We start from the raw sequence: 12,142 nt of genomic DNA, 5'->3' as shown, positions 1-12,142 counted from the left end.
GTCGGTGATGGTCCGGCGCCCATTGTGGGGGCGCCGGACCGCCATCATGCAGGGCCGATCGGTGTCGACAAAACCCCCGTTGTCAGGCTGTGCCCTCACCGAGACGCGCCACCTCGTCCGGAGTTGTGCCGGTCAGCTCCCCGTCCGCCATCAGCAGCCACCGCGTGATCCCGATCGACTCCAGGAACGGCAGGTCGTGACTGGCGACGATCAGGGCGCCCGCGTACGACTCCAGGGCCGTGGTGAGCTGCCGGACGCTCGCCATGTCGAGGTTGTTCGTCGGCTCGTCCAGCATCAGCAGCTGCGGCGCGGGCTCGGCCAGCAGCAGCGCGGCCAGCGCCGCCCGGAAGCGCTCGCCGCCGGAGAGCGTGCCCGCCTGCTGGTCGGCGCGGGCGCCCCGGAACAGGAAGCGGGCCAGCCGCGCCCGGATCCGGTTGTTGCCGGCGTCCGGTGCGAACCGGGCCACGTTCTCGGCGACGGTCAGCCCGTCGTCGAGGACGTCCAGCCGCTGCGGCAGGAAACGCAGCGGCACGTGCACGTGCGCCTCGCCCGCGACCGGCGCCAGCCCCCCGGCGATCGTCCGCAGCAGCGTCGTCTTGCCCGCGCCGTTGCGTCCGATCAGGGCGATCCGCTCGGGCCCGCGCAGGTCGAGGATCCCCTTCACCCGCGAGCCGTGCGCGAGCTCCAGGTTCTCCAGCGTCAGCACGTTCCGGCCCGGCGGTACTGCCGTGTACGGCAGTTCGACGCGGATCTCGTCGTCGTCCCGTACCGCCTCCACCGCCTCGTCCAGCCGCTCCTTCGCCTCGTTGAGCCGCTCCTCGTGCATGATGCGGTGCTTGCCCGCGGCCTCCTGCGCCGCCCGCTTGCGCGCCCCCATGACGATCTTCGGCTCGCGCTTCTGCTCGTACATCTTCTGGCCGTAGCGCTTGCGGCGGGCCAGTTTGACCTGGGCGTCGGACAGTTCGCGCTTCTGCTTGCGGACGTCGGCCTCGGCGACCCGCACCATGCGCTCGGCCGCCTCCTGTTCGACGGCGAGGGCCTCCTCGTACGCCGAGAAGTTGCCGCCGTACCAGGTGACCTCACCGCCCCGCAGGTCGGCGATCTGGTCGACCAGGTCGAGGAGTTCGCGGTCGTGGCTGACCACGATCAGCACGCCCGGCCAGGAGGCGACGGCCGCGTACAGCCGCTTGCGGGCGTACAGGTCGAGGTTGTTGGTGGGTTCGTCGAGCAGCAGCACGTCAGGCCGGCGCAGGAGCAGCGCGGCCAGCCGCAGCAGCACCGACTCGCCGCCGGACACCTCGCCGACGGTCCGGTCCAGGCCGATGTGGCCAAGGCCGAGTTCGCCGAGGGTGGCCAGGGCGCGCTCCTCGACGTCCCAGTCGTCGCCGAGCGCCTCGAAGTGCCGCTCGGACGCGTCACCCGCCTCGATGGCGTGCAGGGCGGCCCGCCGCGTGGCGATGCCGAGCACCTCCTCGACGCGCAGCGTGGTGTCGAGCGTGACGTTCTGCGGGAGGTGGCCGACCTCACCGGCCACCTTCACCGAGCCTTCGGCCGGGGTGAGTTCACCGGCGACGAGCTTCAGCAGCGTCGACTTCCCCGAGCCGTTGACACCGACCAGGCCGGTGCGGCCGGGGCCGAAGGAGATGTCCAGGCCGTCGAAGACGGGGGAGCCGTCGGGCCAGGCGAAGGAGAGGGACGTGATGGTCAGGGATGCTGACATGGGCGCCTCGCGGTTGCTTGCGGTGTCGGGGGACAGACGCGTGTCGAGACACCGCGAGGCAGAAGCCGAGAGGGCCAGGGAGAGAATCCTGCGCCGGGAGGACGGCTCACACGCCGAGGTCGAACGCCACAGACACACCTCACGGGTGTGACGCGGTGTCTCAGGACCTCAGACGAGCAACGTCCTTCTCCAATCGGCGGCAACAGGACCGCGATACACGTTAGGAGGGGCCACCAGGAGTGTCAACGCAATTAATCACCGCCGGGAAACGCCCGGTCAGCAGGCGTCCCGCATCAGCTCGGCCAGGTCGTGGTCCAGGTCCAGCTGAAGGTGTTCGAGACCGGCGGGCACCAGGTCGCCGGTGGCCTCCAGGAACCGGCGTATCTCGCCGGAGCGCACGTGGACGACGGCGGTGCCCTCGGGAGCGTGGAACTCCAGCACGGTCCGGTCGTAGCCGTACGGCCGCACCCGGACGTCCCCGTCGCCCTCCGGCGCGTGCAGTCCGGCGGCCAGCAGCTCGCGGGAGAACGTCCAGCAGACGTCGACCCCCTCCAGGGTGGCCGGGGCCGGGAAGGTCATGCGCACGGCGAAGGGGTCCTCGCGGTCGTAGCGCAAGGTGGCGGGAATGCTCGGCATACGCGGTGACGCGGCGACCAAGCGGGCCTCTACGGGCTGCTCGATGACGGTGGACAACGCCTTGCTCCCTCGTGACGGTGGTACGAATTCCCGGGTGTGTGAGACCTGGCACTGGAAGAGACGAAGGAGGCGGCCGATCCGTGCACAGGAAGGGCGAGTGACCTCTGTCACCGCCCCAGTCCACACCCGGGCCTCCCTCTCGCCAGGGGCGGCCGGGCCCTCTGGACGGCGGCGCGGTGGTCGGCTAGCTTCGCGCGCCATGAGGCGCTTGGGGAGCACGCGACGCACTGGACGAGCCCGACGCACCGGCCGAGCGGTCGCGGTGGGGGTGGCGTGCACCGCGGCGCTGGCCGCGCTGACAGCCGGTCCCGCACAGGCCGGCACCCGGGCACCGCACTGGGCACTCAAGGACACCGGCACCCCGGACGTGCGGTTCCGGGGCCTGGCCGCCGTCGACCGGCACACCGCCTGGCTGGCCGGAACCGGCGGCACCGTGCTGCGCACCACGGACGGGGGGACCAGCTGGCGGAACGTCTCGCCACCGGACGCGGGCGACCTCCAGTTCCGGGACGTCGAGGCGTTCGACGCGCACCGCGCGGTGGTGCTGGCCATCGGCGAGGGCGAGGCGTCCCGGGTCTACCGCACCGACGACGGCGGCCGGACCTGGACGGAGTCCTTCCGCAACACCGATCCCGCCGCCTTCTACGACTGCATGGCCTTCTTCGACCGCCGCCACGGCCTCGCCATGAGCGACCCGGTCGACGGGAAGTTCCGCATCCTGTCGACGAGCGACGGCGGCCGGTCCTGGCGCGTGCTGCCGGACGACGGCATGCCGGTCGCCCTGGCGGGCGAGGCGGGCTTCGCGGCGAGCGGCCAGTGCCTGGTCACCTCCGGCCCGAAGGACGCCTGGCTGGCCACCGGCGGCGGCGCGCACGCGCGCGTGCTGCACTCCGCCGACCGCGGTCTGACCTGGACCGCCGCCGACACGCCGATCCCGGCGGGCGACCCGGCCAAGGGCGTCTTCGCCCTCGCCTTCCGGGACCGCGGCCACGGCCTCGCGGTCGGCGGCGACTACCGCCCCGACCAGGCCTCGCCGCAGGCGGCCGCGGTCACCCCGGACGGCGGCCGCGGCTGGCTGGCCGCCGCCACCCCGCCGCCCGCCTACCGCTCGGGTGTCGCCTGGCTCCCGCACAGCCGCACCTCGGCCCTCGCCGTCGGCCCCACCGGCACCGACCTGACCACCGACGGCGGCCGCACCTGGCGCACCGTCGACACCGGCTCGTACGACACCGTGGCCTGCACACCGGACCTGAGCTGCTGGGCGGCCGGGGAGCAGGGCCGGGCGGCACGCCTGGAGAACTGAGCCGGGGGTACCCGTTCCTCGCCCACCGGAAAGGAGCGGTCATGCCACGCGGATCCAGCCCCAAGCGGGAACGTCAGTACGAGCACATCAAGGAGAGCGCTCTCGACCGCGGCGAGAGCCAGGACCGGGCCGAGGAGATCGCCGCACGGACCGTCAACAAGGAGCGCGCCCGGTCCGGCGAGTCCAAGACCGCCAGCCGTACGTCCACCCAGGACATGTCGTCCGGCCGGCGCGGCGGGAAGCGGTCCCACAGCGGCGCCCAGGGCCCGACCTACGACCAGCTCTACGAGGAGGCCAGGCAGCGCGGCATCGAGGGCCGCTCGGACATGAACAAGGCGCAGCTGCAACGGGCTCTGAACGCCAAGAAGAGCTGAGCCCGCCGGACGCCGGGTTCGGTCCGGGCCACGCCGGGTTCTGTCCGAGCCGTCACCGCACGCGCGCGTGGCACCCCGTACGCTCGTGCCCACCATGACGACGACCGTACGGGTGCCCGCGGGCTGGCCCGCGACCGAGGAACAGGCCCTGGCCGTACAGGACGAGCTGCGCGGGCGGGTGGTCCTCGACGAGCCGGGCCCGGCGCCCGGCGCCGGGCTGGTCACCGGCGTCGACGTGGCCTACGACGACGAGCGCGACCTGGTCGCCGCGGCGGCCGTCGTGCTGGACGCGGCGACCCTGGAGGTCGTCGCCGAGGCGACCGCCGTCGGCCGGGTCTCCTTCCCGTATGTGCCGGGACTGCTCGCCTTCCGCGAGATCCCGGCCGTTCGGGCCGCCCTCGACGCCCTGCCCTGCCCGCCGGGCCTGGTCGTCTGCGACGGCTACGGACTCGCCCACCCGCGCCGCTTCGGCCTCGCCAGCCACCTGGGCGTCCTCACCGGCCTGCCCACCATCGGTGTCGCCAAGAACCCGTTCACCTTCGCGCACGCTGACCCGGACGCCCCGCGCGGCAGCCACGCCCCGCTCCTGGCCGGCGCCGAGGAGGTCGGCCGCGCGCTGCGCACCCGGGACGCGGTCAAGCCGGTGTTCGTCTCCGTCGGACACCGCGTCAGCCTCGACAACGCCTGCGCCCACACGCTCGCGCTCACCCCGAAGTACCGCCTGCCGGAGACCACCCGCCGCGCGGACGCGCTGTGCCGCGGCGCGCTGCGTGAAGCTCAGGCCTGAGTAGCGATTCTGAGTACGAGTACGGACGCCGCCGTTACAGTCCGGCGGCAGGCTGGCCGCATGACCACACACCGCGCCCCCGAGTCCGTTGCCGCCTCCGCCCGGCCCGTCGAGCGCACGGTGACGGTCGCGCTGGTGCTCGCCGTGGTGGTGGGGTTCGGGTGGATGGCCGGGATGCTCTACACCGTGATCCAGTGGCAGTCCTAGGGGTTCAGCGGGTCGCCGCCACCCGGAAGCCGATTCCGGCCGCCCGCAGCCGCTCGGTCAGCGCGTCGCCCATCGCCTGCGCGGTGGTGACCTGGCCGGCCGTCGGCGGCAGTTCGTCGAAGGCGAGCGAGAGGGCGGCCTCCGCGAACATCTTCGCCGTCTCGCCGTAGCCGGGGTCCCCGCCCGAGACCTCCGTGAACACCCGTCGCCCGCCGCCCTCGCCGACGAACCGGACCGTGAACCAGCTGCGCGCCCGCTTCTCCGCGTCCGGCCCGTCCCCGGGCCTGAGCCGGTCCGACAGCCAGCGCCGGGCGGCCGGCAGCTGGGCCGCCGCGGCGACCGCGCCGACGACCGCGACCCCGCCGAGCGCCACGGGCAGGTGGCGGACGGCCGCGTAGTGCCGGTAGCGGAAGTCGGGGCCGTAGCGGTCCAGGGCCTTCGCCGAGCGGCGCACGATCTGGGTGTCGATCGTGGGCAGCGGCAGCGCCCAGGCGCCGACCTCGGGCGCGAACCGGGGGGCACCCGTCGGCGCGCTTGTCCGGCGGTCCAGCAGCCGGGGCTCGTGCCGGGCGCGGTCCCGGGCGGCGGCGAGCATCTGCCGGGGGCGTGCGAACTGGTCCAGCACGGAGGCGAAGGTGCCGCCGGAGAAGGTGGCGTCCGCGGTGACGAACCCGTCCACGGTCAGCGGCACGCCCTCCGGCAGTTGCCGGACCGTGAAGTACGCGCCCAGGTCGTGCGGGACCGAGTCGAAACCGCAGGCGTGCACCAGGCGCGCGCCCGTCTCCCGCGCACGTGCGTCGTGCCGGACGTACGTCAGGTCCACGAACTCCGGCTCGCCGCACAGGTCCAGGTAGTCGGCGCCGGTGTCCGCGCAGGCCGCGACCAGGTCCTCGCCGTAACGGCCGTACGGGCCGACCGTCGTGGCCACCACGCGCGCGTGCTCGGCGAGGGCCCGGACGGTGGCGGGCTCCGCGACGTCGGCGCGCAGCACGCCGACCGCCTTGCCGCCCGGCAGCCGCTCGCGCAGGGCCTCCAGTCTGCGCTCGTCCCGGGCGGCGAGCGCCCAGCGCAGTCCTTCGGGCGCGTGCGCGGCGAGGTACTCGGCGGTGAGCTCGCCGACGAAGCCGGTGGCTCCGAAGAGCACGAGGTCGTAGGGACGGTCCGTCGTCTTCAGCCTGCTCATGACACCTCTCGGTCGTGCAACCCGTGCCGTTGTCGGTGGCTGAGGCTAGCGTGAGGAGTGCGGACGCACCCCCACGGGGTATCTTGACTAAGCGCTTGCTCGTCCGCTCTTGTGCCCAGTGGAACCTGTTCTTAGCATCATCGGTGTTACATCAGTTGTGTCACATGACTGGGGGCATGACCATGGCAGGGACGCCAGGACACGGCCCGCTCTCCGGCGTGCGCGTGGTCGAGCTGGCCGGTATCGGGCCGGGCCCGTTCGCCGCCATGCTCCTCGCCGACCTGGGCGCCGACGTGGTCCGCGTCGACCGGCCCGGCGGTCCCGGGCTCGCGATCGACCCGGCGTACGACGTCACCAACCGCAACAAGCGCTCGGTGCTCGTCGACCTGAAGTCCCCGGACGGCCCCGCCCGCGTCCTCGACCTCGCCGCACGCGCCGACATCCTGATCGAGGGCTACCGCCCCGGCGTCGCCGAGCGGCTCGGCGTCGGCCCCGGAGACTGCCACGCCCGCAACCCCCGCCTGGTCTACGGCCGGATGACCGGCTGGGGCCAGGAGGGACCCCTCGCGCACCGCGCGGGCCACGACATCGCCTACATCGCCCTCACCGGCACCCTCGGCATGATCGGCCGCCCCGACGAGCCCCCGGCCGTCCCCGCCAACCTGCTCGGCGACTACGCCGGCGGCTCCCTCTACCTCGTCGTCGGCGTCCTGGCCGCCCTGCACCACGCGCGCGGGACCGGCACCGGCCAGGTCGTGGACGCCGCCATCGTGGACGGCACCGCGCACCTCACCGCGATGATCCACGGCATGGTGGCCGCGGGCGGCTGGCAGGACCGGCGCGGGGCCAACCTGCTGGACGGCGGCTGCCCGTACTACGGCACCTACGAGACCGCCGACGGCGGCCACATGGCGGTCGGCGCCCTGGAACCCCAGTTCTACGCCGAGTTCCTCCGGCTGCTCGGCGGACTGGACGACCTGGCCGACGCCCGCAAGGACTGGACCCGGTGGGGCGAACTGCGCGAGCGCGTCGCGGCCCGCTTCAAGGCGCGCACCCGCGACGAGTGGACGGCCCTCTTCGAGGGCTCCGACGCCTGCGTGGCACCCGTCCTCTCCCTCCGCGAGGCCCCGCACCACCCCCATCTGGCCGCCCGCGGCACCTTCGCCGACCACGGCGGCATCACCCAGCCGGCCCCCGCCCCGCGCTTCTCCGCGACCCCCACGGCCGTGCGTACCCCGCCCGCCCGGCCCGGCGCCGACACCGCCGCGGTGGCCGGCGACTGGGACGTAGCGGCGCTCCTCGACGGCCCCGACGACGACCGCGACCACCACGACAAGGACGCCACCTGATGGAGCTCTCGACCTTCCTGGACTACGCGGGCGACCCGCGTACCGCCGCGGACCAGGCGGCCGCGCTGGAGTCGGCGGGCCTCGACGCGGTCTGGGTCGCGGAGGCCTACGGCTTCGACTCGCCCACGATCATGGGCTACCTGGCCGCCCGCACCGAACGGATGAAGATCGGCTCCGCGATCCTCAACGTGTACTCCCGCACTCCCGCCCTCATCGCCCAGACGGCCGCGGGCCTGGACGCGATCTCCGGTGGCCGCGCGATCATCGGACTCGGCGCCTCCGGCCCGCAGGTCGTCGAGGGCTGGCACGGGAAGGCGTACGACAAGCCCCTCGGCCGTACCCGCGAGACGATCGAGCTGACCCGGCGGATCCTGCGCCGCGAGGTCATCGACCACCACGGCATCACCGACATGCCCCGGCCCGGCGGCCTCGGCAAACCCCTGAAGATCCTCACCAGGCCGGTCCGCCCCGCCGTCCCGCTCTACGTCGCCTCGCTGGGCCCCGCCAACGTCCGGATGACCGCCGAGGTCGCCGACGGCTGGCTGCCCACCCTGTTCATCCCCGAGAAGGCGCACCAGGTGTGGGGCACGCCGCTGGCGGAGGGCGCCGCCCGCCGGGACCCGGCCCTCGGAACGCTCCAGATCGTCGCCGGCGGGCTGCTCGCCATCGGCGAGGACGCGGCCGCCGTGCGCGACCAGGTCCGCCCGCGGATCGCCCTCTACGTCGGTGGCATGGGCGCACCCGGCAAGAACTTCTACAACGACCTCGCCGTCGCCTACGGCTACGAGAAGGAGGCCCGGCTCATCCAGGAGCTGTACCTCGAAGGCCGGCCGCGGGACGCCGCCGCGGCCGTACCGGACGAGTTCTGCGAGCTCATATCGCTGTGCGGCCCGCAGGGCTACGTCCGGGACCGCATCGAGGCCTTCCGCGAGGCGGGCGTGACCATGCTGGACGTCACCCCCGTCGGCCCGGACCCGGCCCGTCTGGTCGAGACCGTCAAGAACTGGCTCTGAGCCTCCGTCTTCCGAACCCTCTTGAAAAACCCTCGTTGAAAGGCTTGTCAGTGAGCACCGAAGCGTACGTGTACGACGCGATCCGCACCCCGCGCGGCCGCGGCAAGGCGAACGGCGCCCTGCACGGCACGAAGCCCATCGACCTGGTCGTCGGACTCATCCACGAGATCCGCGACCGCTTCCCGGACCTCGACCCGGCCGCCGTCGACGACGTCGTGCTCGGTGTCGTCGGCCCGGTCGGCGACCAGGGCTCCGACATCGCGCGGATCGCCGCGATCGCCGCCGGGCTGCCGGACACGGTCGCCGGCGTGCAGGAGAACCGCTTCTGCGCGTCCGGCCTGGAAGCCGTCAACATGGCCGCCGCCAAGGTCCGCTCGGGCTTCGAGGACCTCGTCCTCGCGGGCGGCGTGGAGTCGATGTCCCGGGTGCCGATGGCCTCGGACGGCGGCGCCTGGTTCAACGACCCGATGACCAACCTGGCCGTCAACTTCGTGCCGCAGGGCATCGGCGCCGACCTGATCGCCACCATCGAGGGCTTCTCCCGCAGGGACGTGGACGAGTACGCGGCGCTCTCCCAGGAGCGCGCGGCGACGGCCGTCAAGGAGGGCCGCTTCGACCGCTCCGTCGTCCCCGTGCGGGACCGCGCGGGCCTCGTCGTCCTCGACCACGACGAGCACCTGCGGCCCGGCACCACCGCCGACTCCCTCGCCAAGCTGAAGCCGTCCTTCGCCGACATCGGCGAACTGGGCGGTTTCGACGCGGTCGCCCTGCAGAAGTACCACTGGGTCGAGAAGATCGACCACGTCCACCACGCGGGCAACTCCTCCGGCATCGTCGACGGCGCCTCCCTGGTCGCCATCGGCACCAGGGAGATCGGCGAGCGCTACGGCCTCACCCCGCGCGCGCGGATCGTCTCGGCCGCCGTCTCCGGCTCCGAGCCGACCATCATGCTCACCGGTCCCGCCCCCGCCACCCGCAAGGCCCTCGCCAAGGCCGGCCTCACCATCGACGACATCGACCTGGTCGAGATCAACGAGGCGTTCGCGGCGGTCGTCCTGCGCTTCGTGAAGGACATGGGCCTGTCCCTGGACAAGGTCAACGTCAACGGCGGCGCCATCGCGCTGGGCCACCCCCTCGGCGCGACCGGCGCGATGATCCTCGGCTCGCTCGTCGACGAACTGGAGCGCCAGGACAAGCGCTACGGCCTCGCCACCCTGTGCGTGGGCGGCGGCATGGGCATCGCCACCATCGTCGAGCGCGTCTGAAATCCCCGCGGAACCAAGAGACTTCACGGAGACACGAGCCATGACCGAGAGCACCACCATCCGCTGGGAACAGGACGACACCGGCGTCGTCACCCTCGTGCTGGACGACCCCAACCAGTCCGCCAACACCATGAACGCGGCCTTCGCCGAGTCCCTCGCCGCGGTCACCGACCGCCTGGAGGCCGAGCAGGACTCGATCCGGGGCGTCATCTTCACCTCCGCCAAGAAGACCTTCTTCGCCGGCGGCGACCTGCGCGACCTCATCCGGATCACCCCCGAGACCGCCCAGGACCTCTTCGACGGCGGCCTCGCCGTCAAGCGCAACCTGCGCCGCATCGAGACCCTGGGCAAGCCGGTGGTCGCCGCCATCAACGGCGCGGCCCTCGGCGGCGGCTTCGAACTCACCCTCGCCTGCCACCACCGCGTCGCCCTCGACACCCCCGGCACCAAGATCGGCTGTCCCGAGGTCACCCTCGGCCTGCTTCCGGGCGGCGGCGGGGTCGTCCGCACCGTCCGTCTCCTCGGCATCGCCGACGCCCTGCTGAAGGTCCTCCTACAGGGCACCCAGTACAACGCCACGCGCGCGCTGCAGAACGGGCTCGTGCACGAGGTGGCCGAGTCGCCGGAGGACCTGCTGGCCAAGGCCCGCGCGTTCATCGACGCCAACCCCGAGTCGCAGCAGCCCTGGGACAAGCCCGGCTACCGGATCCCCGGCGGCACGCCCGCCAACCCCAAGTTCGCCGCCAACCTGCCGGCCTTCCCGGCGAGCCTGCGCAAGCAGACCAACAACGCCCCCTACCCGGCGCCGCGCCGCATCCTCGCCGCCGCCGTCGAGGGCAGCCAGGTCGACTTCGAGACCGCCCAGGTCATCGAGGCCCGCTACTTCGTGGAGCTGGCCGCGGGACAGACCTCGAAGAACATGATCCAGGCGTTCTTCTTCGACCTCCAGGCCGTCAACTCCGGCGCCAACCGGCCCAAGGGCATCGAGCCCCGCAAGGTCACCAAGGTCGCCGTCCTCGGCGCGGGCATGATGGGCGCCGGCATCGCCTACTCGTGCGCCCGCGCGGGCATCGACGTCGTCCTCAAGGACGTCTCGGCCGAGGCCGCCGCCAAGGGCAAGGCCTACTCCGAGAAGCTCTGCGCCAAGGCCGTCGCCAAGGGCCGCACCAGCCAGGAGAAGGCGGACGCGCTGCTCGCCCGGATCACGCCCACCGCGGACCCGCAGGACCTGGCCGGCTGCGACGCGGTCATCGAGGCGGTCTTCGAGGACACCGCCCTCAAGCACAAGGTCTTCCAGGAGATCGAGTCCGTCGTCGCCCCCGACGCCCTGCTCTGCTCCAACACCTCCACGCTCCCCATCACCGCCCTCGCCGAGGGCGTCGAGCGCCAGGCCGACTTCATCGGCCTGCACTTCTTCTCGCCCGTCGACAAGATGCCGCTCGTCGAGATCATCAAGGGCGAGCGCACCGGCGACGAGGCACTGGCCCGCGCCTTCGACCTGGTCCGGCAGATCAACAAGACGCCGATCGTCGTCAACGACTCGCGCGGCTTCTTCACCTCCCGGGTGATCGGCCACTTCATCAACGAGGGCGTCGCCATGGTCGGCGAGGGCATCGAGCCCGCCTCCGTCGAGCAGGCGGCGGCCCAGGCCGGCTACCCGGCCAAGGTGCTCTCCCTCATGGACGAGCTCACTCTCACCCTGCCGCAGAAGATCCGCCGCGAGTCCCGGCTGGCCGTCGAGGAGACCGGCGGCACCTGGACCGCGCACCCCGCCGAGGCGGTCATCGACCGCATGGTCGACGAGTTCGGCCGCCCCGGGCGCAGCGGGGGAGCGGGCTTCTACGACTACGCCGAGGACGGCAGCCGCGCCGCCCTCTGGCCCGGCCTGCGCGAGCACTTCACGAAGCCCGGCCACCAGATCCCGTTCCGGGACATGCAGGAGCGGATGCTCTTCTCCGAGGCCCTCGACACCGTCCGCCTCGTCGAGGAGGGCGTCCTCACCTCGGTCGCCGACGCCAACATCGGCTCGCTCTTCGGCATCGGCTTCCCCGGCTGGACCGGCGGCGTCCTGCAGTACATCAACGGCTACGAGGGAGGCCTGCCCGGCTTCGTGGCACGCGCGCGTGAACTCGCCGAGACCTACGGCGAGCGGTTCACCCCGCCCGCGCTGCTGGTCGAGAAGGCGGAGAAGGGGGAGACCTTCACGGACGGCCGCTGAGCCGACGCCGAGCCGGGTGCGCGGAGC

At 72.8% G+C, this 12,142-nt stretch carries 11 protein-coding genes; 8 read left to right on the top strand and 3 right to left on the bottom strand.

Features of this window, described 5'->3' with window-relative positions; genetic code table 11:
* Nucleotides 1–82: 82 nt before the first annotated feature.
* On the bottom strand, nucleotides 83–1,720 hold the full coding sequence (locus BLW82_RS06015; protein WP_093497821.1) for an ABC-F family ATP-binding cassette domain-containing protein: 1,638 nt from the start codon (nucleotides 1,718–1,720) through the stop codon (nucleotides 83–85).
* Between the two features lie 276 nt (nucleotides 1,721–1,996).
* Nucleotides 1,997–2,413 (bottom strand): spore wall synthesis regulator SsgD, encoded by a 417-nt coding sequence (locus BLW82_RS06010; RefSeq protein WP_093497820.1) that lies wholly within the window; start codon nucleotides 2,411–2,413, stop codon nucleotides 1,997–1,999.
* Nucleotides 2,414–2,615: 202 nt separating this feature from the next.
* Here BLW82_RS06010 and BLW82_RS06005 point away from each other — a divergent pair, with 202 nt between their 5' ends.
* The 4 genes from BLW82_RS06005 to mmpA all read left to right on the top strand — a co-directional run bounded on the left by BLW82_RS06005 (nucleotide 2,616) and on the right by mmpA (nucleotide 5,087).
* Nucleotides 2,616–3,719 (top strand): WD40/YVTN/BNR-like repeat-containing protein, encoded by a 1,104-nt coding sequence (locus tag BLW82_RS06005; protein WP_256215662.1) that lies wholly within the window; start codon nucleotides 2,616–2,618, stop codon nucleotides 3,717–3,719.
* Nucleotides 3,720–3,760: 41 nt separating this feature from the next.
* Nucleotides 3,761–4,093: a plasmid stabilization protein gene (locus BLW82_RS06000; protein ID WP_093497818.1), complete on the top strand. Its 333-nt coding sequence runs from the start codon at nucleotides 3,761–3,763 to the stop codon at nucleotides 4,091–4,093.
* 94 nt (nucleotides 4,094–4,187) lie between these two features.
* Complete coding sequence (locus BLW82_RS05995) at nucleotides 4,188–4,880, top strand: endonuclease V (RefSeq protein ID WP_093497817.1); 693 nt, start codon at nucleotides 4,188–4,190, stop codon at nucleotides 4,878–4,880.
* Between the two features lie 60 nt (nucleotides 4,881–4,940).
* The gene (mmpA, locus tag BLW82_RS44270) at nucleotides 4,941–5,087 is read left to right on the top strand and encodes a morphogenic membrane protein MmpA (protein WP_093497816.1); all 147 of its coding nucleotides are present in this window, start codon (nucleotides 4,941–4,943) and stop codon (nucleotides 5,085–5,087) included.
* Between the two features lie 4 nt (nucleotides 5,088–5,091).
* Here mmpA and BLW82_RS05985 read toward each other — a convergent pair whose 3' ends face one another.
* Complete coding sequence (locus BLW82_RS05985; protein WP_093497815.1) at nucleotides 5,092–6,270, bottom strand: saccharopine dehydrogenase family protein; 1,179 nt, start codon at nucleotides 6,268–6,270, stop codon at nucleotides 5,092–5,094.
* A 176-nt stretch (nucleotides 6,271–6,446) separates the two neighbouring features.
* Between BLW82_RS05985 and BLW82_RS05980 the strand changes: the two genes are divergently transcribed.
* Genes BLW82_RS05980 through BLW82_RS05965 form a run of 4 tightly spaced genes read left to right on the top strand, consistent with a single transcriptional unit; the run spans nucleotide 6,447 to nucleotide 12,115 of the window.
* Nucleotides 6,447–7,619 carry a CaiB/BaiF CoA transferase family protein gene (locus BLW82_RS05980; protein WP_093497814.1) on the top strand — a complete coding sequence of 391 codons (1,173 nt, stop codon included), beginning with the start codon at nucleotides 6,447–6,449 and terminating at the stop codon, nucleotides 7,617–7,619.
* A complete protein-coding gene (locus BLW82_RS05975) occupies nucleotides 7,619–8,632 on the top strand; it encodes an LLM class F420-dependent oxidoreductase (RefSeq protein WP_093497813.1) in 1,014 nt (337 codons plus the stop codon). Before BLW82_RS05980 ends, BLW82_RS05975 begins: the two co-directional genes overlap by 1 nt.
* A 50-nt stretch (nucleotides 8,633–8,682) precedes the next feature.
* Nucleotides 8,683–9,897, top strand: coding sequence for an acetyl-CoA C-acetyltransferase (locus BLW82_RS05970; RefSeq protein WP_093497812.1), 1,215 nt, complete (start codon nucleotides 8,683–8,685; stop codon nucleotides 9,895–9,897).
* 40 nt (nucleotides 9,898–9,937) lie between these two features.
* Complete coding sequence (locus BLW82_RS05965; protein WP_093497811.1) at nucleotides 9,938–12,115, top strand: 3-hydroxyacyl-CoA dehydrogenase NAD-binding domain-containing protein; 2,178 nt, start codon at nucleotides 9,938–9,940, stop codon at nucleotides 12,113–12,115.
* The last annotated feature ends 27 nt before the right edge of the window (nucleotides 12,116–12,142 follow it).

Origin of the sequence: Streptomyces sp. Ag109_O5-10, from assembly GCF_900105755.1 — a bacterium.
Lineage (GTDB): Bacteria > Actinomycetota > Actinomycetes > Streptomycetales > Streptomycetaceae > Streptomyces.
The sequence above is the reverse complement of the archived record's forward strand: the minus strand, read 5'-3'. Positions and strand labels throughout refer to the sequence as shown.

Coding starts and splice junctions, on each gene's coding strand:
- BLW82_RS05985 (WP_093497815.1), bottom strand. CDS start 6,270: ATGAGCAGGCTGAAGACGACGGACCGTCCCTACGACCTCGTGCTCTTC.
- mmpA (WP_093497816.1), top strand. CDS start 4,941: ATGACCACACACCGCGCCCCCGAGTCCGTTGCCGCCTCCGCCCGGCCC.
- BLW82_RS06000 (WP_093497818.1), top strand. CDS start 3,761: ATGCCACGCGGATCCAGCCCCAAGCGGGAACGTCAGTACGAGCACATC.
- BLW82_RS05995 (WP_093497817.1), top strand. CDS start 4,188: ATGACGACGACCGTACGGGTGCCCGCGGGCTGGCCCGCGACCGAGGAA.
- BLW82_RS06005 (WP_256215662.1), top strand. CDS start 2,616: ATGAGGCGCTTGGGGAGCACGCGACGCACTGGACGAGCCCGACGCACC.
- BLW82_RS05965 (WP_093497811.1), top strand. CDS start 9,938: ATGACCGAGAGCACCACCATCCGCTGGGAACAGGACGACACCGGCGTC.
- BLW82_RS05980 (WP_093497814.1), top strand. CDS start 6,447: ATGACCATGGCAGGGACGCCAGGACACGGCCCGCTCTCCGGCGTGCGC.
- BLW82_RS05975 (WP_093497813.1), top strand. CDS start 7,619: ATGGAGCTCTCGACCTTCCTGGACTACGCGGGCGACCCGCGTACCGCC.
- BLW82_RS06015 (WP_093497821.1), bottom strand. CDS start 1,720: ATGTCAGCATCCCTGACCATCACGTCCCTCTCCTTCGCCTGGCCCGAC.